Origin of the sequence: Vibrio ruber DSM 16370 (genome assembly GCF_900163965.1) — a bacterium.
Classification (GTDB): Bacteria; Pseudomonadota; Gammaproteobacteria; order Enterobacterales; family Vibrionaceae; genus Vibrio; species Vibrio ruber.
The window spans coordinates 37,730-58,029 of the sequence record NZ_FULE01000092.1; the positions used below are offsets into that span (position 1 = coordinate 37,730).

General features: G+C 44.1%; 26 protein-coding genes and 1 pseudogene. 5 read left to right on the forward strand and 22 right to left on the reverse strand.

Annotated elements, in window-relative coordinates; translation table 11 throughout:
- Nucleotides 1-42: 42 nt before the first annotated feature.
- The 4 genes from VR7878_RS20435 (at nucleotide 43) to VR7878_RS21180 (ending at nucleotide 6,660) form a co-directional block, all read left to right on the forward strand.
- Entirely contained in the window at nucleotides 43-4,065 is a 4,023-nt protein-coding gene (locus tag VR7878_RS20435; protein ID WP_205409500.1) for a non-ribosomal peptide synthetase family protein, read from the forward strand.
- 47 nt (nucleotides 4,066-4,112) lie between these two features.
- Nucleotides 4,113-4,499 carry a nuclear transport factor 2 family protein gene (locus tag VR7878_RS20440; RefSeq protein WP_077337787.1) on the forward strand — a complete coding sequence of 129 codons (387 nt, stop codon included), beginning with the start codon at nucleotides 4,113-4,115 and terminating at the stop codon, nucleotides 4,497-4,499.
- 188 nt (nucleotides 4,500-4,687) lie between these two features.
- Entirely contained in the window at nucleotides 4,688-5,173 is a 486-nt protein-coding gene (locus VR7878_RS20445; RefSeq protein WP_077337788.1) for a MarR family winged helix-turn-helix transcriptional regulator, read from the forward strand.
- A 1,319-nt stretch (nucleotides 5,174-6,492) separates the two neighbouring features.
- Nucleotides 6,493-6,660, forward strand: coding sequence for a hypothetical protein (locus tag VR7878_RS21180; RefSeq protein ID WP_159440516.1), 168 nt, complete (start codon nucleotides 6,493-6,495; stop codon nucleotides 6,658-6,660).
- A gap of 46 nt (nucleotides 6,661-6,706) precedes the next feature.
- Here VR7878_RS21180 and VR7878_RS20455 read toward each other — a convergent pair whose 3' ends face one another.
- The 20 genes and pseudogenes from VR7878_RS20455 to VR7878_RS20540 form a co-directional block, all read right to left on the reverse strand.
- Nucleotides 6,707-7,072, reverse strand: a complete 366-nt coding sequence (locus VR7878_RS20455; protein ID WP_077337790.1) for a hypothetical protein — start codon at nucleotides 7,070-7,072, stop codon at nucleotides 6,707-6,709.
- A complete protein-coding gene (locus VR7878_RS20460; RefSeq protein WP_077337791.1) occupies nucleotides 7,069-7,728 on the reverse strand; it encodes a hypothetical protein in 660 nt (219 codons plus the stop codon). The genes VR7878_RS20455 and VR7878_RS20460 overlap by 4 nt, the downstream gene beginning before the upstream one ends.
- A 251-nt stretch (nucleotides 7,729-7,979) precedes the next feature.
- Nucleotides 7,980-8,264 (reverse strand): annotated as a pseudogene (locus tag VR7878_RS21465) (type VI secretion system PAAR protein); the annotation flags it as partial.
- Nucleotides 8,265-8,522: 258 nt separating this feature from the next.
- Complete coding sequence (locus VR7878_RS20470) at nucleotides 8,523-8,933, reverse strand: virion protein (RefSeq protein ID WP_077337808.1); 411 nt, start codon at nucleotides 8,931-8,933, stop codon at nucleotides 8,523-8,525.
- 61 nt (nucleotides 8,934-8,994) lie between these two features.
- Complete coding sequence (locus tag VR7878_RS20475) at nucleotides 8,995-9,831, reverse strand: hypothetical protein (protein WP_077337793.1); 837 nt, start codon at nucleotides 9,829-9,831, stop codon at nucleotides 8,995-8,997.
- Complete coding sequence (locus tag VR7878_RS20480) at nucleotides 9,831-10,442, reverse strand: hypothetical protein (RefSeq protein ID WP_159440517.1); 612 nt, start codon at nucleotides 10,440-10,442, stop codon at nucleotides 9,831-9,833. The genes VR7878_RS20475 and VR7878_RS20480 overlap by 1 nt, the downstream gene beginning before the upstream one ends.
- Nucleotides 10,439-10,915, reverse strand: coding sequence for a hypothetical protein (locus tag VR7878_RS20485; protein ID WP_038182632.1), 477 nt, complete (start codon nucleotides 10,913-10,915; stop codon nucleotides 10,439-10,441). The genes VR7878_RS20480 and VR7878_RS20485 overlap by 4 nt, the downstream gene beginning before the upstream one ends.
- Entirely contained in the window at nucleotides 10,915-11,328 is a 414-nt protein-coding gene (locus VR7878_RS20490; RefSeq protein WP_077337795.1) for a hypothetical protein, read from the reverse strand. Before VR7878_RS20490 ends, VR7878_RS20485 begins: the two co-directional genes overlap by 1 nt.
- Complete coding sequence (locus VR7878_RS20495) at nucleotides 11,325-11,546, reverse strand: hypothetical protein (protein ID WP_077337796.1); 222 nt, start codon at nucleotides 11,544-11,546, stop codon at nucleotides 11,325-11,327. Before VR7878_RS20495 ends, VR7878_RS20490 begins: the two co-directional genes overlap by 4 nt.
- Nucleotides 11,543-11,701, reverse strand: a complete 159-nt coding sequence (locus VR7878_RS21275) for a hypothetical protein (protein ID WP_162841948.1) — start codon at nucleotides 11,699-11,701, stop codon at nucleotides 11,543-11,545. Before VR7878_RS21275 ends, VR7878_RS20495 begins: the two co-directional genes overlap by 4 nt.
- Nucleotides 11,702-11,710: 9 nt before the next feature.
- Nucleotides 11,711-11,977: a hypothetical protein gene (locus tag VR7878_RS20500; RefSeq protein WP_021020721.1), complete on the reverse strand. Its 267-nt coding sequence runs from the start codon at nucleotides 11,975-11,977 to the stop codon at nucleotides 11,711-11,713.
- Between the two features lie 10 nt (nucleotides 11,978-11,987).
- Complete coding sequence (locus VR7878_RS20505) at nucleotides 11,988-12,794, reverse strand: major capsid protein P2 (RefSeq protein WP_077337765.1); 807 nt, start codon at nucleotides 12,792-12,794, stop codon at nucleotides 11,988-11,990.
- A gap of 244 nt (nucleotides 12,795-13,038) precedes the next feature.
- Complete coding sequence (locus VR7878_RS20510; protein WP_077337797.1) at nucleotides 13,039-13,698, reverse strand: type IV secretory system conjugative DNA transfer family protein; 660 nt, start codon at nucleotides 13,696-13,698, stop codon at nucleotides 13,039-13,041.
- The gene (locus VR7878_RS20515; protein WP_077337767.1) at nucleotides 13,685-14,167 is read right to left on the reverse strand and encodes a hypothetical protein; all 483 of its coding nucleotides are present in this window, start codon (nucleotides 14,165-14,167) and stop codon (nucleotides 13,685-13,687) included. The genes VR7878_RS20510 and VR7878_RS20515 overlap by 14 nt, the downstream gene beginning before the upstream one ends.
- On the reverse strand, nucleotides 14,167-14,562 hold the full coding sequence (locus tag VR7878_RS20520; RefSeq protein ID WP_038182614.1) for a hypothetical protein: 396 nt from the start codon (nucleotides 14,560-14,562) through the stop codon (nucleotides 14,167-14,169). The genes VR7878_RS20515 and VR7878_RS20520 overlap by 1 nt, the downstream gene beginning before the upstream one ends.
- Complete coding sequence (locus tag VR7878_RS20525; RefSeq protein ID WP_038182612.1) at nucleotides 14,555-14,734, reverse strand: hypothetical protein; 180 nt, start codon at nucleotides 14,732-14,734, stop codon at nucleotides 14,555-14,557. Before VR7878_RS20525 ends, VR7878_RS20520 begins: the two co-directional genes overlap by 8 nt.
- A 2-nt stretch (nucleotides 14,735-14,736) precedes the next feature.
- Nucleotides 14,737-16,749, reverse strand: coding sequence for a replication endonuclease (locus VR7878_RS20530; RefSeq protein ID WP_306345815.1), 2,013 nt, complete (start codon nucleotides 16,747-16,749; stop codon nucleotides 14,737-14,739).
- On the reverse strand, nucleotides 16,749-16,925 hold the full coding sequence (locus VR7878_RS21185) for a hypothetical protein (RefSeq protein WP_157371839.1): 177 nt from the start codon (nucleotides 16,923-16,925) through the stop codon (nucleotides 16,749-16,751). Before VR7878_RS21185 ends, VR7878_RS20530 begins: the two co-directional genes overlap by 1 nt.
- Nucleotides 16,918-17,115 carry a hypothetical protein gene (locus tag VR7878_RS20535; RefSeq protein ID WP_038182610.1) on the reverse strand — a complete coding sequence of 66 codons (198 nt, stop codon included), beginning with the start codon at nucleotides 17,113-17,115 and terminating at the stop codon, nucleotides 16,918-16,920. Before VR7878_RS20535 ends, VR7878_RS21185 begins: the two co-directional genes overlap by 8 nt.
- A 5-nt stretch (nucleotides 17,116-17,120) precedes the next feature.
- The gene (locus VR7878_RS20540; protein WP_077337798.1) at nucleotides 17,121-17,375 is read right to left on the reverse strand and encodes a pyocin activator PrtN family protein; all 255 of its coding nucleotides are present in this window, start codon (nucleotides 17,373-17,375) and stop codon (nucleotides 17,121-17,123) included.
- Between the two features lie 133 nt (nucleotides 17,376-17,508).
- On the opposite strand from VR7878_RS20540, the gene VR7878_RS20545 reads away from it, so the two are divergent.
- Nucleotides 17,509-18,117, forward strand: coding sequence for a S24 family peptidase (locus VR7878_RS20545; RefSeq protein WP_077337799.1), 609 nt, complete (start codon nucleotides 17,509-17,511; stop codon nucleotides 18,115-18,117).
- Between the two features lie 328 nt (nucleotides 18,118-18,445).
- Here VR7878_RS20545 and VR7878_RS20550 read toward each other — a convergent pair whose 3' ends face one another.
- Nucleotides 18,446-18,964: a hypothetical protein gene (locus tag VR7878_RS20550; protein ID WP_077337800.1), complete on the reverse strand. Its 519-nt coding sequence runs from the start codon at nucleotides 18,962-18,964 to the stop codon at nucleotides 18,446-18,448.
- Between the two features lie 155 nt (nucleotides 18,965-19,119).
- The gene (locus tag VR7878_RS20555) at nucleotides 19,120-20,181 is read right to left on the reverse strand and encodes a tyrosine-type recombinase/integrase (RefSeq protein ID WP_077337801.1); all 1,062 of its coding nucleotides are present in this window, start codon (nucleotides 20,179-20,181) and stop codon (nucleotides 19,120-19,122) included.
- Nucleotides 20,182-20,300 lie beyond the last annotated feature (119 nt).

A 20,300-nucleotide genomic window follows, 5' to 3' on the forward strand; every position in this document is an offset into this window, starting at 1 on the left:
CTTTCTCACCGGCGACTTGGTAACTTTGAGACGCCTGAAAGTGTGACCTCGCAGCTGGCTGCCACTCATTTGTCACTATCTGACGGCCCGCTGAGTGTGATTACCATGCTGAGTTCGGATGCTGAACAAACATGGCTGGCGTGCTGCTTTCATCACATTATCATTGATGCGCCATCGGTACGGATTGTCTTACAAGAATTGCTGCAATTATATTGTACTATTAGTGAGCACCGACCTTGGCCAGCGTTTAAGGATATGGGGAGTTATCAGGAATTTACCCGTTGGCAGGCTGAGGTACTGACCGCTCCAGAGAATAATGAGATGCGGGAATACTGGCGTCAGGTTTTACAACCGGCTCCACCGCTTGCTGATCTTCCGATCGATTTCCCTCGCCGTGTTCATGAAGATACGCACGCCGCCTACGCAACGTTGATGCTGAATGACCGTGAGATGAATGCGCTGCAAAAGCATTCTAGGACGTTGTCGATGACTCCTTTTATGTATTTATCTATGTGCTGGCAATTTTTTCTTAGTCGTATGAGCGGGCAGGATGATATTACCATCGGCGTGCCATTTACATTAAGGGATCAAAGTGAATTTTCAGAAACTCCGGGCTATATGATTAACACTCTACCGGTTCGTATGCGTGTAAAATCCAGCGACACGGTAAGATCACTGGCTTCAGAAGTTCGTCAGAGTTTTATCGATGCACATTTCAATAAGCAGATTCCTTTCAATGAGATCGTTGCAGTGTCAAGGGAAAATACCGGGCAGGACAGCCCGCTTTTCAGCACAATGTTGGTGATGCCAGACACTCGGACTGAAATTTTCGACACGTTGCCATTTAAAGTCACGCTGAACGATTACTTCAGTCAAATGACCAAATATGACCTGACTCTGTTTTTTGAGGCTGAACCGCAAGGTAAATTAGTGTTGGAATATAAGAAAGCGTTGTATCACCCGCAGACTATGGATTATTGGCTTAAAATCTTTTGTCATTTGTTGACTTCTATGGGAGAAAATAGTGACAGGCTGCTGGAGTCGCTGGATCTGCTGGATGTACCTTCAAAACGTGACCTTATCGTTCGTTCAAGCCGGGAACCAGTTGAGGATATCTCGTTTAACGCCTTTGAAGCATTCAATCAGTATGCTGCAAATCATTCTGCCCATACTGCACTTATCACAGCGGAAGGAACGCATTCATATGGTTGGTTAGCAAAGCGTTCAGTGCAGATTGCCGCTTATTTACAACAGCACTTTAATATCGGCCCTGGTAAACGTGTGGCGTTATCACTGGGGCGTGATGCGGAAGCTATAGCGACACTATTCGGCGTAGTAAGAACCGGCGCGTCATACATTCCAATCGATCCTCAGTATCCGCAGGAGCGTATCAGTTACATGTTGCAGGATGCATGTGTAGACTGTGTAGCCATAACCCGAACCTTGGCTCCAACGTTCCCGTTTTCTGACTCAGTGCCTCGGTTAATTATCGACGATATACCAATGATGGATCCTTTAATGTGGTCGGATGTCGAACGAAACCCCGATGATGAGCTTTATATCATTTATACGTCAGGTTCAACCGGACAACCCAAAGGAGTACGGTTATTGAACAAAACGCTTGATAATCTAATTGTCTGGCAACGTGATGTATCGGACTGCGGTGAGGGAGACTGTACCCTGCATTTTATGTCACTTTCTTTTGATGTTTCGGTGCAGGAGATCTTTGGTACATTAGCGTCTGGCGGCCGTTTGTACATTGCCAGTGAAGAGGAGCGTAGGGATCTTGGTCACCTGCAAGATGTAATCGTAAATCAAAGAATTAACCGCCTCTATTTTCCCTATGTCGCTTTACAGCAATTCGTGCATTTAAGTGAACTTGCGAACCGAGTGTTTCCAAACTTAAAAGAAGTGTATTCCACTGGTGAACAATTAGTGCTTACTGCTGATATTAAGCAATTTTTCAGACAACCAATTCGCCTTATTAACTTATATGGGCCGTCTGAGAGTCATGTCTGCTCTGCATTTATCCTGCCACCGTATAGCGATAAATGGGGAGATGCGGCCTCTATCGGTTATCCTCTACCTGGATTCAGTCTGCTGGTGGTGGATGAGCATGTACGTTTGGTGCCGGCCGGAGTGGCGGGGGAACTGCTTATCGTCAGCGATTTTCTCTCTCCGGGTTATCACAATAAAGAGGAAGAAAATGCCCGGAGGTTTTTACAGATCGATACATTCAATACGGAAAGCAGACATGCATATCGTACTGGTGATTTGGTCAGGCTGGAGCATGACGATAAGTATAGCTATCTGGGCAGGATAGATAGCCAACTGAAAATTCGTGGCTTCAGGATCGAACCGTCAGAAGTTGAAGCTGCAATCAATGCGATGGAAGGGGTACTGGTTTCAGCCGTTGTGGGCAGAGAGGCGATTTCGGGGGGGAAGCAACTGGTTGCCTTCATCTCTGGTTCGTTCGGAGATAAAATCAATAGAAAGGAAGAAATTCAGAGCCAACTTCGCTTGTTACTACCTGAATATATGGTACCCACCCGGTTGGTATTTCTGGATAGGTTACCCACCACGCCTAGTGGTAAAATAGATCGTAAGGCATTGGTCGAAATAGAGATCGTCGTCAAGTCAGAGGTTCCGGAGGTAGACAAACCGCTTACGACAACGCAGGAGCAGGTCAGGGCATTGTGGCAAGCTTTGTTTCCGGAACGGCATATTAGGTTGCACGATGATTTCTTTTCCATTGGGGGGCATTCATTATTGGCGACTCAATTGGTTTTCCAACTGCGTAAGGCGTATAACAGTGATATTCCGCTCCGTCTGTTATTTAATCATCCGACCTTGTCGTCTATGGCTGCCTCGGTCGATGCTTACCTAGCCAATGAAAGGAATGCTGTTCCAGCTGAGGAGGATTTGTATGTCCGAGATGGCTATGAACCTATCCATTGGCAAGAGAGTAGCCGTGTTGCTCTGGGAAAAACTCTGCTCACCGGGGCAACTGGCTTTTTGGGCATCTACCTTTTGCGTGCACTACTGCATTCAGGAGTGCCATCGATCATTTGCCTCGTTCGTGCCGGAACGCATGAACACGCTCTTGCTCGCCTTCGTGATAATGCTGCGCGGTATGGCATTGCTGGTGAGATTGATTTTTCCCGGGTTGAAATCTGCTTGGGGGATATAGGTCAGACCGATTTAGGTTTGAATCGAGTGGAATATGTCCGGCTGTCCGAGCGAGTTGATACGGTATTTCATGCAGCAGCTCAGATTAATTTCGTGCTCTCTTATTCTTCAGTGAAGCAGTCAAATGTTCAGGGGACAATGAATATTCTGACTTTTTGTGGGGATGGGATCCGAAAATCACTACACTATTTATCCACGATCGCTGTTTTTTCTCCTCACTATCCAGAACAGCCAATTGTTGAACATTATATTCCGGATTATCCGGCTGCCCTGTCGATTGGGTATACTCAGAGCAAATGGGTTGCTGAACGTTATGTTATACAGGCTCGGGAGCAGGGACTGAATGCCAATATCTTTCGCATTGGGCGGATTGGTGGAGACAGCAGAAGCGGAGCCTGTCAGAGTGATGATTTCCTGTGGCGGCAGATGAAAAGTTATATCCAGATGGGGGTGGCTCCTGAGCCATCAGCTTTATTCACAGATCTTCTGCCCGTCGATTTTGTAGCTGATGTGGTAGTAGCATTAGCTCAATCAGAGCTGGATAAAGGTGAAAATTACCATATTTTTCATCCTCATGGTACAACCTTTGAACCAGTGTACCAGGCGATTCGTTCTCTCGGCTACTCACTGGAAATTACATCATATTATGAGTGGATGAAGCAGTTAGAATTACGGGTGACTCAGGGGAAGGAGGTAGCATTAGGATCACTAATTCATCTTTTTAACGAGAACTCCCTGGATACTGGGGATAATGTGTACGGCAATCCAGTGACAACTCAGTGTATTGAACAGTTGGGGGTGAGTTTTCCTGAACTGTCAGAAATACCTTTTAAAAATATGATTACCTATTTTAGGCGTAAGGGCGAATTGTTATAAGTCATCATTCATTATCGGTTTTATAAAAAGAGGAGCATATTAAGCTTATGGAACTGTTTGATAGATATATTGCGGCGGTTATGAAAAAATCATCTGACGGTCTGGCAGAGCTTTTTACGGCAGAAGGGCGCCTGTCCATGCCATTTCGCCGCAGCCGGGAGGTGGTTACCGGGCGTGAAAATATCCGTTTACATTACGCTAATGGTTTCAGTGTGGCACCATTATGTTTTACATCAATTCAGGATGTAAATTTTCATTATACGAATGACCCTGATGTTGCAGTCATTGAATATAAACTGAATGGGTATACTTTACCTGAGAAAAAGACATTCATCTTATCCTACGTGAATGTTATTCATGTCAGTGATGGGAAGATAAGTGAATTAGTGGATTATGAAGACGTTTTAAATCGAGATGATATATTTAATTCATAAGAGAATGTTATAATTGTTCAATGTTGTCAAATAATCGTATAACTTTAATGTTTTTAGTTTATTCTTTAGCGTCTCCTTTTACAAAATGTGATGACTTTTCAAGATTCAATCGCCATGTTAAAATTTGCGTGATAAATATGACGAAAATTTATAAAAACTGACGTGTGAAAAAGAAGGGGACGAAATGAATGAATGAAAGAAAAGCTGGTGATGCTGATCAGGTAATATCAATAAACAGGCAATTTGAAGAAGCGCTAGGCAACTTGCAGTGTGTCCTTATGGCACGACGCACATTGATGAATCCAGAAGGTATAAATTGGCCGCAATATGATACGCTGGACATTCTGCGGCAGTTTCAGCCGATGACACCAAGTGCAATTGGTGAAAAGCTGGGGTTTGCTCGCAGTAAAATGTCCAAGATTCTGCGCACGTTAAAAGATGAGCAATTTGTTGAGCAGGTATCTGGTGAAAGCGATAAGAGGGAAATGCTGACGCGGCTAACAGAAAAAGGTTTTAATTTTTTAAATGCCGCTGAATCTAGTAGGAGTTTAATGGCCGAGCAGGTCGCATCATGTATGTCACCGGGTGAGGTCGCTATTTTTACGGAACTCTGCTCAAAAGCAGCCAATGTGTTATATGATAATATAAAAAGTAGGCTTGAAGATGATAAATAGTTTATATTATCTACAAGTTGTAATTCTATAAAAATTATAATGTTATTTCATTTTTTATTATTATATATGATTGAGATTATGTTTTATTGATTTTTGTATAAGAGCATTATTTTCAATAATAGTGCTATTTTATTATATATTTATTTTTCCTCTAATTTTTTGGTTGTTTATGTTAATCTACTATAGACTATTCAGCTGATAATCGGAGGGATTGAATTTGCTTATATAGATTTACTTATATGGCTGTTAATTCTTCGATTTATAGAATCATATATTTTCAGCTATAGATGATGTATTATATAAGGTCAGGTTGTTATCTAATATATCTCAATGTTGTTCCTAATTATGCTTCACTTTTTGTTCTCCGCGACTATGCTAAGCATGAACGATAAAGGAGCATATCCCGTCTTAAACTTACCTTATTGTTTTATATTAGCGATTCCGTGTAATTGTATTATGCATTACTATTCTCATAAAAAACGAGATTGTACTGTAACTGCTTTATGACGCCTAATTGATTCTAGCGAGTTCCCTTTAATTTTTCTGCCGCTGAGCTTCTACAGCTAGAATGGGTATAGATAGAGAGCTCATAGCGTACACCATTCTTCTTTTGCATCGAATCGTTTCCCGAAAGTGCGGGATTCACGGTATACTACGTCATTTCCTTTTTTGACCCGGACTGTGCAGCGGAAGCGAATGATGCCTTTACTGGTTTTGCGTTTCTCTATCGTAAAGCTGGCCATTATTTTAAAATCAGGGAATTTGAATTACGTGCGCCATATTTTAAGGGACACATATGGGGGCATGTAATAGTAAAAATAGTTGAGATCAGTTAAGAATGAGCCAGAAACAGAATATAGATAAATCTTTTCAAGACAATCAGTTACCTAGTAATGCTAATGTGTCATTAAGTCGTAGATTCAGCATAGCCCCCATGCTCGATGGGGTGTACTGTCTATATAAACAGTGGTTTGGGTCAGTTTAAGGGGATCTATAGGGGATCTGATAATTCTTTATATATTAAAAAGTTAGAATTAAGATCATGTGGCGGATACGATTTGACTCTCAGTTGATTCAATACTAATCTGTTGCAGCACTGGCAAAATCCAGTGCCGAGCTTAGGAACCTCGTTTTTCACTTCCAGCGCACTATCTTTTAGTGCGCCATTTTAGCACATCGTAATTATGGTGGGCTGCTCAAGGCTGACTTCGGTCAGGCCGTCCGGAAGTGCGGTTGTTCCTAAACCTTGTGTCAGTCCACCACTCCAAGCTTAGGAACCTTGGAGGGTGGGTTATTTTAACTTACTTCCGAGAATTCATATGACTGAAAATAATTCCTCTCGTCTTGACCTCCCCCATACAGCAAGGTTGTATCTTATTGATTTGATTGCTTACGCTAAGCAAGAAGATTTAAACGAATTGAGAGAAGTGTTGGTCTATCTCAATAATCTGATCACATTTGATGAACAAGAAAATCCTCAGCGTTAGAAATCAATAAGGCCTAGTTGCTAGGCCTTAATAATCATTTATGAATTTAGTTTTTTACAGGTTCGATATCAAATACTTCCCCATTTTTTAATCGGATCATCACGCCATCAAATAACGATATATTTTCCTTTTTTATTTCATTCTTTTTAGGGTTTATTATTTTATAAGTTCCATTATTATAGCCAGACTTATCATAGGCAGTTATACTATATCCTTCTTCTTTACTTCCTTTCAGATCAATAAACCAAGTAAAGGCTTTTCCACCTACAGCTTTTAATTCAGGATGCCCTTTTAGCTTTAACACATTATTTTCTATATATGTCAAATCATTATGATTAAACTTAATATCTACAAATATAGCAATCATAAGTAAGATAAACAAAAGAAATATAAATTTAATTATTTTTTTCATCTTATTTCTTCCACATATATTTTATTAGTTTCTGGATTATATCTTAAATCTCGATAATCTTCTTGCAATTCTTCCATTTCTTCATCAGGCATAGAAATCAACCCTGGCCAATGAGTATCTATTGATAGTGACTCTAATAAGTCTAAAACAAATTGAATACAGTTAAAATTTCTAACATTGTACGATTCTCTGTCAGGAGCACGATAAGGGCCATTAGGATCAGTTAGCCACTGTTCAGCTTGAGAATAATAGTCCCCAATAAAAACTACAGCTTCAATTCTTCCATGCTGTCCTGAATTATCAGAAAGCTCTTTCAATATTTTCGTCAAACTAGACTCTGTAACTCTTCCATTTTTAACAACTGCATTAGATATATTGGGCTTTCTGACAATCCCTCTATCAAGAGCATCATATCTACCATATTCATAATACTTTGACACGCCAGTTTTACCATTAATTATTAATACTCCCGCATGTCCAAAAGCTTCTCTATCATCTAATATTTTTATACCTAGAATTTCTTGGTTAGCTTTTGGAATATGGACTAAATAATCAGGATATACAATGGGAATTAGAAAATCACCAATATCCAATTGAATATTTAGCGTGGCTGGCTTCGTGTTTTCTTTAGGTGTTGTTTGTATATTATGTCCCATTATCATACATCCCGAATTAACCATGAGTTGAGCACACTGACTTTAGCTGTTTGTGGAATACTTTTATTTCCGAATGTTTTAGATAGACCAGCTTTATCAGAAATTGCCGTAAACTTTTTCCCATCAGCCATTTCAACCTGAAACTCTGTCATTTCAAGTGCATTTCCTTGCTCATCGAGTAGTTCTAGTGCGATATCATATGATTTCTTAATAATCACCGGAGCACTTGCCGCTGTTCCACCCGCCCCATCACCGATATTGACTGTCCCACCGCCAACATTCACGACACCACCACAACTGATAGAGCAACCGGACATCGCTGCCGGTTTTCCATCAATCATCACTGTTGATGAACCCGAAGAAATTGTTCTTGGATGCGGGGGATGTTTGGGCTTATCGTGAGCGGCCAGCGGATCGCCAACACGAGCCGCAGGAATACCATCAAATTTCACCGTTGGTGAGCCGGATGTGATGGGTGTTGGCGGAAACCCATCGTGATCGCTTCCGATATCGCCAACTTTTGCACCTTTAGCCATAAACTTTTATTCTCATCTGAATGAAAACAAAGATAATACGATGGTCATTTTCTCTGTGGAAGGAAGAAGGATCGTTATTCCTCTTCTATGTGAGACTAACCGAATAAAAGATATTCATTATTAACTTAATGATTTATAGCCTGAGGCGGTTTTAAAAAATCACTCATAGTAATTTACTCTTCTTTAAATATTTGATGGTGTACGCTGCCAGAATCGCACCGGCAACCGACAGGGCGATCCGCTTCATGTCTTGCTTTGTCATGCCATTGCAACCCCTTGTTGTGCCATGCTCAGGCCGTAGTAATTGCCGACCTCTTTACGGCTCATTGCATAAAGCAGGTGGGCGAGTTGGTCGTTATCATTGACATCAATTGTCTGATTCGGAGCAATCCCCGTCCATTGGCTGACTTGCTGCACATAGAGTGCGGTGTCATTTTCATTGTCTGGCGCGAACCGATAAATCATTTGACTGAGTGTTTTATACCCTTGGCGGCTGTAACTTCTGAATATCCGTGCGCCAGCTCGAAAGCCATAGACCGGATGTTTGAACTCCTCGAATTCTTTATCACGGTTGAGTGCCGATTTCCCTTCCCAGTTATTCGAAGAGTCTCGAATGTTGAGAGGGTTATTGTTACGAACGCCACGCGGCAAAGTTGCCCGATAAAGCATATAGGTGAGTCCTCCTGCTCCGATAAAAATTAAAACTGCTTTCAGTGTCATGGTTATGGCCTTATGCCAGTGGGATTTCTGCATCAAACCGCAGCCCGGTAACACTCGGATCTGCCCCTCTGGCTGTCGCTCTTCCGGTGATATAAACCCGTTTTCCGCTTGACCACGTACCGATATTCGGGGCTGGGTTGAAGTCCTTATAACTGTTATATCCAGCGGTTGGCTTGGTGCGCATCTGTACCGGCAGGGTGATTTCAATATATGCCCAGCGCATGCCGCCAACTTCAGTCAGCGTCGCGTTGACTTTGCTGCCGACATCGTAATAACGTTCCCAGCACCGAAAACGGTTGAGTGCTCTGTCTGGCTCCTGATAGGGAAGCGGTCGCTCTCCCTCATTGAGAACAACTTTTCGGGCATCACTCGGGACATCAATCCGCCAGTGCCCCGATGAGGGGCTGGTCAGTTGTCCTGTTGTGATGTTCTCACCGGATAGCGTGTAAATGGTATCCGGCTTGTATTGTCCGCTTTCAACCATCTGAGCAATTCCGTTTTCCGTTTTACACCAGCAATCATAACCATACTGACCCGTTTCAAGAGTTGACCACTGGCCGTTGAAATTCCGTTGTTTTTCCTGAAAATTTGGATTGATCAGAATGTTTTTGACACAAAGGAGCTGACTGAAACTTGCCAGATCTGCAATCATGCTTTCCAGCGCTGCATCTTTTGCGGTTAGAGCCTGTGTTTTTTCTGCTAGGGTCTGGTCTGAATTTTTCAGGCTCAGAATATCCATGACAAGCTGCTTATCTTTGTCTGACAGCGCGGTGAGCTTTTCACTCAGACCGATGATGTCATCAATACCGTTTTGAGGTTGATTGAATACAGGATTAATAATATTCATCACTTCACCCCCGTAATGGTCAGACGGGCATGGGTGGTGCTCGCGTTGTAGGCGTACAGCTCCCCAGTAAAATCCAGTGACACCGAGCCAACCGCGCTTTGACTGCCCATCACCATCAGGCCGCGGTTGCTGGATACATTGAAGTCACCAATACGTAATATTGTGACTTCATCACTGATGACCTGAATTGTCAGTTGACGATACCCGCCCGTGGTCAGTCTGGCTTTTTCGCCAGCGGCAATTTCAATATCTGGCTGAGTGGTCATGGCAGATGGGGAAATCAGTTCTACTTTTTGCCCGTCAGTGACCGTGACCTTTGCATTAAATTTCAACGGCTCAATGATCCGCTGAACAATCAGCCCCGACGTGGAGGCCGGTTTGTGCTCTAAGTCTGAAATCTGATAGTCAAAATTCACGGTGTCGGGTGAATGATGCGTCAGAAACATATTTTCAAACTCAGTGACCTGAATCCGGTCACCGGATTCAAGCCGCTGCGGTTTCAGACCGTCGGCAGAAATAAAAACCGGTGCCGTCGTTGACCGGACAATCAAATATTTTCCCCGTCCCCCGACAGAGATCGGGGTTTCAGTATTGGGTTGTAAAATCATCATTTTCCCCTTAGTGCGACAACACCCAGAACACCACCGGCCACACAGGCCGCGATTGCAAACTTAGTCAGGTAACTACTGTTATCCAGTCCGGTTTGCTCGCGCTGTTTGGCGGCATCTGCAACGGCAAGGGCGGTGCGTGTGTTTTCACTGGCCTGATTTGCAACCGCCTTGATTGCATCAATGGCGCTTTTATTGGCGGACAGGGACTTTTCACCAAATGAAAATGCTTCTTTCAGCGAGTCTTTGCCGAAAGATAAAGCCTCTTTAGTGGTGTCCGCACTGGTTTCAAGAGCTTGTTTGGCGGTCTCTTTTGCTGCATTGACCGCCCCTTGATCGGTAACGGTAATATTGCCGACACTGCCCTGAATACCACTGAGGATCACCCCGAGATTATCGCCCTGTACCGCATTGGTGCCGCTGACGGTAGTTGTATTGGTCGTGTTACTGCTGCTTGACTTTCCGCCACCGCCCATTAATCACCCCCTGTAAATTGCAGACACAAGACTGATTCATCACCATGAGTTTCAGTGATAACAAAACCAAATCGTTTTAAGATCCGTGTCATGCCCTGACGCACCGTGTGATATTTCACGCATTGATACCCCTGAGAGCGAACCGCATCAATGATGACGGGTGCTGCTTGTTTGAGTCCCTTGCCGGTCAGCGCCAGAATCAGATATTCGTTATGCTCGGTCACATAGCCGACGAAGCGCACCGCAACCCCTTTCCCTTTTAACTGGTAAAAGCTGGCGCGTTTACAGGCGACCGAATCACAGCAAAACGCATACTCATATTTGGCATCCGGAACACGATTGAAAGCCGGACGAAGCAACGCCAATTGTGCTTTGATGTCAGCCCGATTCGGGCGGATAAGCGTCAATTTCATTTCTTCACCACCACAAACGTAATCGCAGCAATCACAAGGAGCATCGGCAGGTTTTGCATCAAACGCTGTCCCGCACTGCCGCTAAAATTAATCGCTCCGTTGGTGATACCCCCGATTCTATTTCTGGCGGTTGCTGTTGCATCACCGGCAGCACCACCGCCCGCATTAATCGGCATGGTGCCGGAGTTGGTCAGTCCGCCTGTGAGAGTTGGGATCATTTCATCTCCTTAACCAGCCGGTAAGCGAGATAGCATCCGCCCCCAATCGCTGACAGTTTGACTAACTTCCCCACACCGGAGCCAGCCCAGAAGCCGCCCCCGAACCCTAACGCCCCTGTCGCAAGGGGGATCAGATAAATCAATGGTAATGGCATTGTTACCCCCTATTTTTTAGCCGCCATGACCACAATCCCAATCAGGAGTAAGGCACCCAGACCGCCCCCGATATACAGGAGGGTTTTGTCATTGCCTTGTGGTGCCGGTGTGACTTTGTTGCCGTTATCATCGGCCTGATGGGTTGCCTGTGGTTGCGTGTTGGCGTTGACCGAACTGTTATCACTGGTTGCGGCTCCGACAAGGTTGTCGAAGCCTTCCCCGACACTATCGAGCAAGCCGGAGCCAAAATTACTTAAATCATCTAAGAACGCCATGATTGCCCCCTTACTTGATCAGGTCAGGACGAACAATCTTGACGGACTCAACAATGATCGGGATCGAGCCGACAGCACTGTCGGTTTTCACCGTGAATTTCAACTCGTTGGTGTGCGCTGTCTGGAACAGTTCATCAATGAAATAACCGCGCATAATCGGGTCAAAGTGATACATCCCTGATTGCCAGAATCGACGATTGCGTTTGGCGCGCATCGTCTCAACTGCGCGGGTTGTGTCATACACTTTGATATAATCGCGGTGAATTTCGAGTGAGTTCACAGTTTCTGACAAGAAATGCATCCGACGAACCAGCAACAGCGGGCTGGAGACCAAATCAAGAAACTCATTCTCTGTCGATGTTGCTTGCATGGTTTGCTTTTTGATTTGCGGTACAACAATACGCACCCCTTGTGCAGGGGAGACCGTCGCATGACCTTTGAGCACGACGCCCGGCGCGCTGCCGCTGGCATCCGGTGCAATTTCTACTTCAAGGATAATATTGTCTCCGGCCTCAGTCACAAGGGCGGTGTAACGCATCCCGTTTTTAGTCTTGGCGGTAATGTCAGCCAGCGGAATATGATAAAAACCATCAATCGACGGCATCCCTTTGTAGGCTTCAAGGGATTTCATTAACTTTCCGTCAAGGACAATGATTTCATCACCGTTTAAAGTAATCGAAACCCGTTTGATCTGCTCTGGTGACAGGTTGGTTTCAAGAAAGATTTCTTCATAAACGGGGCCGGTCGGGATAACCATTGAGGCTTTTTCCCCGTAGGCAACGCCCGTAAATGAATTAAGTCGCATCACTGAATTCATACGCTCTCCCCTTAACCGATCGCGTCTTCAACAGAATCAACATTATTTGACGCCCAGACCACGCCAGCGGCAACCACTGCGGCAATCAGGCCGACCACAGCGATATTCTTTGCGGATAACTTCATTTTTGCTCCAATAAAAAACCGCCCAACATTAGGCGGTCTGTATCAAAGCACACGATTCACAATCGATTCCTAACCCGATTGTGAATCCGGTTTAGAATAAATGTGATTTGAGTCGCATTTCACCATCGGATCGCACCTTTCTGGTAGGCTTTTCCATCCTGAAGCAGGTACTCAAGCGGGTTTAACCGGTCGATTTCATCGGCTGATATGCCGGTCATTTTTTCTAAATATTGCGCACTGGTATGGGTCTTCTGCATCATCACACAGGCGCGCTGACAGTTATCAATAATGGTTTTCGACACTTCCTGACCCCGTTGAAACAGGTTGATCGAATGCAGATTGAACTTGCGACCCAGCCGCAAAATTTTGCCATGATAACCGGTGGCTTTCCCCGCATTCTCGCTATGCTCGGCAACCTCTTCACAGATGATTTTTAGCGGCTTTGGATGTTTGCCGTTGCCACAGCCCCAAACCACCCGACAAAAGCGGTCAAAGTCTTTGACGGTGGTTTCATGCTTGGGTTGATAGGCAATTTTAAACCCTTGCTGTGTTTTACGCCCTGCAATCATGGCGGTGGCAAAGTCTTTGATATTGTCATATCCCCGAACGACACGACCGGCCAGCGTGCCGGTATAGTCGCCAACCGGATCAAAGATAGCGACTTGATCGGTTGCACGGATAAAGAGTTTCTTTGCGGCTGAGGTCTTACCGCTGCCACTCATCCCGACCGCATAGACATGACCATTGTGCAGCGCATTATTGGGGTTAATCGGCTGCATGGTCTGGCGCTCCGTCTTCTTTGGCCGCTTGGATTTCTTTAGCTCGGTCAAGGGCTTTAAGCTCTTTCACCTGATGATACGATGAAAAGCCGAGCGCCCCCGCAGCCATGACAAAGGTCAGCTCTTCTTTGTACTGGACAAGCCAAGGCGGAAGCTCACCCCCGTATTTGACGAACAGCGGAGCCGCAGCCCCTGCCACCCCTTTGACCTGCGCTTCATCAAACATGAAATCTTTGTGTACGAACTGCCGGATCACTTCTTCAGTGACACCGATGACAGCCATTGAAGTTGCTTCGCCTGCTGCCAGTGCTGCCGCTTCTTTAGGATCGGTTTTGGCAACAGCTTCATCAGGGTTAAAATCCTGCTCGGTGATTTCATTCAGTAATGCATCTTCATCCGCTTTTGAATGGGTTTCCAGACCGTCATCATTTGGTATTTCGTTTTCTGAATATTCCGTCAGATTTTCCATTAAGAGACCACCTTGATTGCTTTAATCAGACCACCGAACACCACGCCTAAAGCACCCCCTAATCCCATACAGGCGAGGGTCGTCATTGGCTTTGATTGTGTTTCTGGTTTTGGCTCTGGATTGGGATTACTTTCCGTCTGTTTTTCCGTCTGGATTGGCAATGATTCCGGTTGCGGCTCCGGTTGGCTCATTTCGTCAATCTGAGCCTGAACCGTTTCAAGGGGCTGAAAGGCTTTCATTTCTGCTTGGGCTGCTTTGCCGGTTCGGGTATCGGGACCACAATCACAGCGACCGTGAACAAAGGCCGAGCGTTTCCCTTTGCCTTGCTTAATGGCTTTGGGATTTTGGCAGGTATGACAAACCACATACCCGAGAATATCATCAGATTCAGTCATGCTTTATCTCTCCTTCAAGTGTTGTGAGTCGGTGATTGAATGCTTTCAATAACCAAATGGTTTTGGTCAGCCACGGCTTGATAAAGCCAAACCCTAACGGGGGCTTATAGGCTTGTGCTTCGGTGTCCATTTCTTCCAGTAATTGGGTTGTTTTCGTTTGTAGTTTGCTCATGTTTACCTGTCTGTAAGGGTGATTAATCGGTGATTGCTGAGTTTCAGGGAGACATAACGATCAATGGCTATCTTTGCCCCGCGCATCAACGGGACAATCAGACACTGAACGCCTTTGACACTCCATCCGGTGGCGTCAATGAGTGCTTTTTCAAGCGTTGAAATTTCCTTTTCTGAGGAAGGGTTACACTTATTTTCAGTGCTCCAAGGGGAAGCGCGCCGCGCTTCTTGCAAACGCTGGACGTCCTTCTTTTTCACGAGACTGTAACGGGTGGCGCAGGTTTGAATGATTTTTCCGAGCCAGTTCACACCAATAACCCGTTTGACGGTATCCCCGTATTTGTTGAAGTTTTCTTCATAAGCAAGCTTGGCTTTTGCGCCCAACTCACAAAACCCTTTCCAACGGGATTGATCGGCATGGTCACGCAAGGTTTCCAACTCTTCATCAAAGGCGGTATCGACCGCGCTTGCCCGTCGCAATTGCCGCCACAAACCCACGGCAGGAGAGCCGGACTGTGAAAACTGTTTGATCCGGTGGGTTGAAGCCCACGCACGGGCAGAGAATGCCGACTCTTCGGCATCATTTTCCGGCATGTGTGAGCCGTTAATGTTTTTTGAAATGTATTTGATGATGTAGCCGGTTGCGGTGCCTTTGGCCGGATCGCTGTATTCAATTTTAATCCGGTGGGATTTGTGAAACAGGCCACCACTGATTAACTCGTCCCTGTCTTCTTCACAGGCAATGGATTCACAGATACGGACAAAATCAGCCTTCTGGCTGGGATGAACGTATAAGAACAGATGTGCGTGGGGTGTGCCGTCTTTGTGCGGCTCGGCTACTCTCAGGCCGAACCAGTCAATCTCATGTTTTTTGAACAGGGCACGGGCGCGTTTCCATTGCGCCATGATGTTCTGATGGGCTTCTTTGGGGGTGCAGCCGTTCCATTTACTGGAATTGCGGTGATACTTGGACGGCAGTGTCCACGTCATGAATACGCCCTCATAACCTAAATCAATCGCGCGCTCTTCATCACCACGGGAGCGGACGACTAATTCAACGCGACGGTTTTCCTGATTGGCGGTAGTACGCTTGACGACTTCCTCTAAATCAAAGGCGGTGCCGGTCTCTGGGTCGAAGACGGCCATTGATTCAATAAACCGTTTAGCTTCGCCCTGTTTCTGACGCCAGCGGACAAACGAACGACGGGATATATATTTGCGTTGTCCCTGACTGGCTCCGACCCGATCAAGGGCGATTTGTGAATATTCGATATATTGGGTGCGTAAAAACCGGAATTTACGCGCCAGATAACCGACATCGAGACAACGACGGATCGCCCGCTCTAATTCACGCTCGGCTTCTCGGATATTGTCGTGATGTTTGCGGATTTGTGGCGGCTTGATATGGAGCTGAAACAGCTTATCACTGATTGCTGAAAATGCCGTTTGTAATGCGTCAAGGTATCCGTTTTCTGTTGCTTCATCAATAGACACACTGCCCATGATTGCGGTGAATTCATTAGTGAGATTCCATGCAAGGCGCTCAATCTGCTCATCACTCATCAGGGTGTCATGATCGAGCGATACCGTTTGATGACCGAGTGTGACAGGGGGTGCCGGTGCATTTTTACGGGCATCGACAAAAGGAAATTTTTTCTCAATCAGCGGGGCGAATTTCAGGCCATGCCGGACGGCATCATTGACCGCTAATTCGATATTCTTACGGGTTGGGTTTGCCCGTTTACGTCGCCTGAAAATCTGGTGCTGAATATCTTCCTGCACGATTTTTGGCAGACGGGGCATAAAGTGGCGTGAAAATGGGGTGCCATTTTCGAAGGTATCCCGTTTTGCTGCGTCTTTTTCGGCTGCATTGTGCTGATCGCCCTTTGCCTCAGCCAGCCGAAGCGCTGCCGAGAGATAAGGCGAATCGGGGCGCACCTGATAAACGTCAATCAGGTGTTTTTTACGCAAAGTGCGATTGATATGATGACCAATAAAAGAAGCGGTATATTTCATTATTTTTGTGGCGTTAAACCGTGTTTCTCGCGTAGTTTCTGGATTAAGAAAAGGTTTCGTTTACGTTGCTGCTCCGTCATCGCGGCACCGGTGACCATGTCAGGACAGGGTTTGTGATAAGGTGCCAGATAATCGGAGTTGTGCCCCTTGGGTAGGGTATAACTCACATCATCCATTGAATTGCGCCTCGATATCATCCGCTTGCTGGCCTTCCGCCATACCGATAATGTCACCGTGAAAAGAATGCAGCGCGAGCCATTCGCCCCCGTTTATTCGTTTGATTTCATCAATGAAGATACTGATGTTGCCGACTTGACAGACTATGCCGCCCGTCATGCTATTGCGGTATTTAATTTCGTGTTTCATGTCAGTTACTCATTCACAAGTTGCCACTCATTTTTAGCTTCCTGATATCGCTGCTCGATATAGCTTGCTAAGTCTTCAATCTTGATAAGTGTCGGGCTACGTTCTGAATCTCTAAGCTTGAAAGTAGGAACTGGAAAGTCACAAGCTTTGGCTCGTTGCTCTGCTGTCTTCGGAGTAATACCGAAGAACTCTTGTGAAATGTCTTTTAATGCAATAGTGGTGGATCCAAATCGAGCTAGTAATGCAAAAGTGGTATTCATATTTCTCTCATGTGGTAAAATTGAGGAAATTAGAGGCAATTAAAACAACCTCAAAAGTCCTCATTATCAATTGAGGTAATTATGAGGAAAAATAAAAACTTTTCAACCCCAATTGAAGAACGGGATTCATCAAATGAAGAACATTAATGAACAGTTAGCGGAGCTAAAGGGATTAACAAAAACTACAACGAACCCAGATTTGGCAAAGGCTTTAGGGGTGTCACCAAAAACGATTTATACGTGGAAAGAAAGAGATAAAATTCCTGAGAAAATTTTTCTAAAAGCACAGCAGATGTCCTCACTTGGTGAAGCTTTACCTCCTACTGGTTATATGAAACTAGATTTTTATGAGCAAGCCGTTAGCGCTGGATATGGTGAATTAGTTATCAGTGAAGAAAAGTCATCAGATATTATTTTCAGTGAATCATTTATTAATAATGAACTAGGTGTGAATCCAAAACATATCTTTTTGATGCCGGTAAAGGGGGACAGCATGTACCCGACCTTGAAAAACGGCTCTTTAGTTATGGTGAATCGTGTTGAGCAATACTCTGGTGATGGGATCTATGTTTTCCGCTTCGACGGTCAGTTAATGGTCAAGCGTTTGCAGTTCTCAAAAAACGGGTTGAGTGTTGTGAGTGATAACAGTAATTATGAGAAGTGGGAATTGAGCAAAGAAGAGATCACAAGCAATGATTTTGAAATTATTGGTGAAGTGGTCTGGTCAGGACAGAGGATGTGATTCATTTAGACATAAAAAAAGGGACTTCTTAAAGTCCCTCTTCTTTTATTCTTTACTAGGCAATTTTGCAACCTTCATCTTCACTTTTGCAAGTGATTGAAGGGATTTTCCGCTCTAACCTTGAAAGAGAATCCCATGATAGGCCAAAACGCTCACACGGTCTTTTACCGCCTGCATATAGCGAAGCCACAAATGACTTTGCATTACCTCTTATAGCCTTATCTTTTTTCATAGTAACCTCTCTTGATATACCCCTTGCAGGGTGCTCGTTATCTAATAACGAGTATAGGGAGTGAATTATAAACATGTATAATAAAAATACAATTGTTTATTTATCCATGCTTTTAATCATTGCTTCCTCACCTTTATAGTATTCTGAAACTAATTTAAAACCTTGATCTTTATAGTACTTTTTTACACCATCAATTGGTCCAACTAGAACTATTTTATCAACAGAAGACATATTCTCCTGATTTAAATATAGACCATACGCTGTAAATGCTTCAATCATAATAGGTAAAAACTGATAGCATAAATCCGTACTAGCATCTTTTCGTTTTTCTATAAAGTTGATTTCTAAGCTACTGTTATCTTTACTAATACATCCTAGTGCGTATCCTGCGCAATAGTAACCATCTATACCATCTCCATAATACGCGACACATACAACCATATGCTCGGGGTTACTTACGGGAGTTGTAGTCTTTCCCACTTTAAGTGTGAGATCCCAAGTTATTAGACCTTTTTTCTTAAGATCTTGTAAATCTTGTTCAGTAACAGCTTCTTTCATTGTTGTTAATGATAAATTAAGTGGAAACTGTTGGCTTAATTGCTCTGCGACAGACACAAAAATCTCATGTTGTATCTCTAAGTATGAATCAGCCACTAAATGAAACCACCATCAATAAAGTCAATTAACTCTGATTACTCTATTAGTTTCTTAATGTAATGTAAAGTTACATGCTTCACACTGATGCGAACAAATAATTATAAAAATAACTTTTATTCTGAGTTTTTTTCATGCAATTTATGAGGATACAATTGAGTATAGACAGTCCACAACGTGTTTAAGTTCCTATGTCCAGTAACTTGAGCTACTTCTTCAATTGAGTAACCTTTTTCAAATAGTCTACTTGCTCCCTCGCGTCTTAAGTCATGATAGCGTAAATCTTCTATACCGAGTTTGTTTCTTACTCTTTGAAACGCTGCACTTACACTACGTGGATTATGAGGAAAGATAAGTTCCTTGTTTTTAGGTTGCTTCATCACAATGTCAAAAGCACCGCCTAACAAAGGAACGAGCATGTGATTTCCTTGCTTTTTACGGGGATCTTTGCGATCTCGAACCAGAACGGTTTTATGTTCTATGTTGAGATCTTGCCACTTCAAACCACAGACTTCACTGATACGCATACAGCTTAGAATACTGAAATCAAGAATATCAGTCAGAGGAATAGTGTTTGCGTGGTGTTGTTGACGCTGTGCTAAGGCTTCCCTAAGTTTATCCAGTTCGTTTGTTGTTGGCCGTCGGGTACGTTTTTCACTTTTACCGATGAGTTCCATATCTTTCAGAATGATGAATGCGTCTTCAAAGATTTCAACATTTGCATCAATATTAAATACTGGGTGCGCTTTTTTCATGACTGCTTTCAGATAGGAAATATCATGACTTAGTGTTGCGGGTTTTGCTCCGGCATTTCGTCTGTTCCGGCAATGAGTGATTAGATCACTGACCTTTAATGAGTCAGTGTTGATTTTTGAAATATCACAGTCACGGAGGAGTCGAATACAATATTGTTTCGTCCTCCCGTCTTTGTCATACAAATCTTTATCATTCATATAAAGATCAATCAGTTCTCCGATAGTGCAAGTTTTTGCCGAGTTGAGGCCATTAGTCTCTATGTCCGCAACTCGATTCTTACCAAAGGTATTTGCCTGTGCCTTTTTTTTGAAGGTCTTACTTTCTCGGTGTACTATGCGCCCGTTCTTTTTGACAAACACGGTTGCTTTATAGCGTGATTCACCGTTGTTTAGTGTTCTGCGTTCAATATTGAAATATGCCAACGTTGTTCTCCTTTTGGTAACCCCTTTTGAAAAGGGAACCTATGGGGGGATCTATAACAAGTAATTGAGGCCATTTCAAGGTATTTGAGAGCAATTCAAAATAATGATTAATGTAAGTA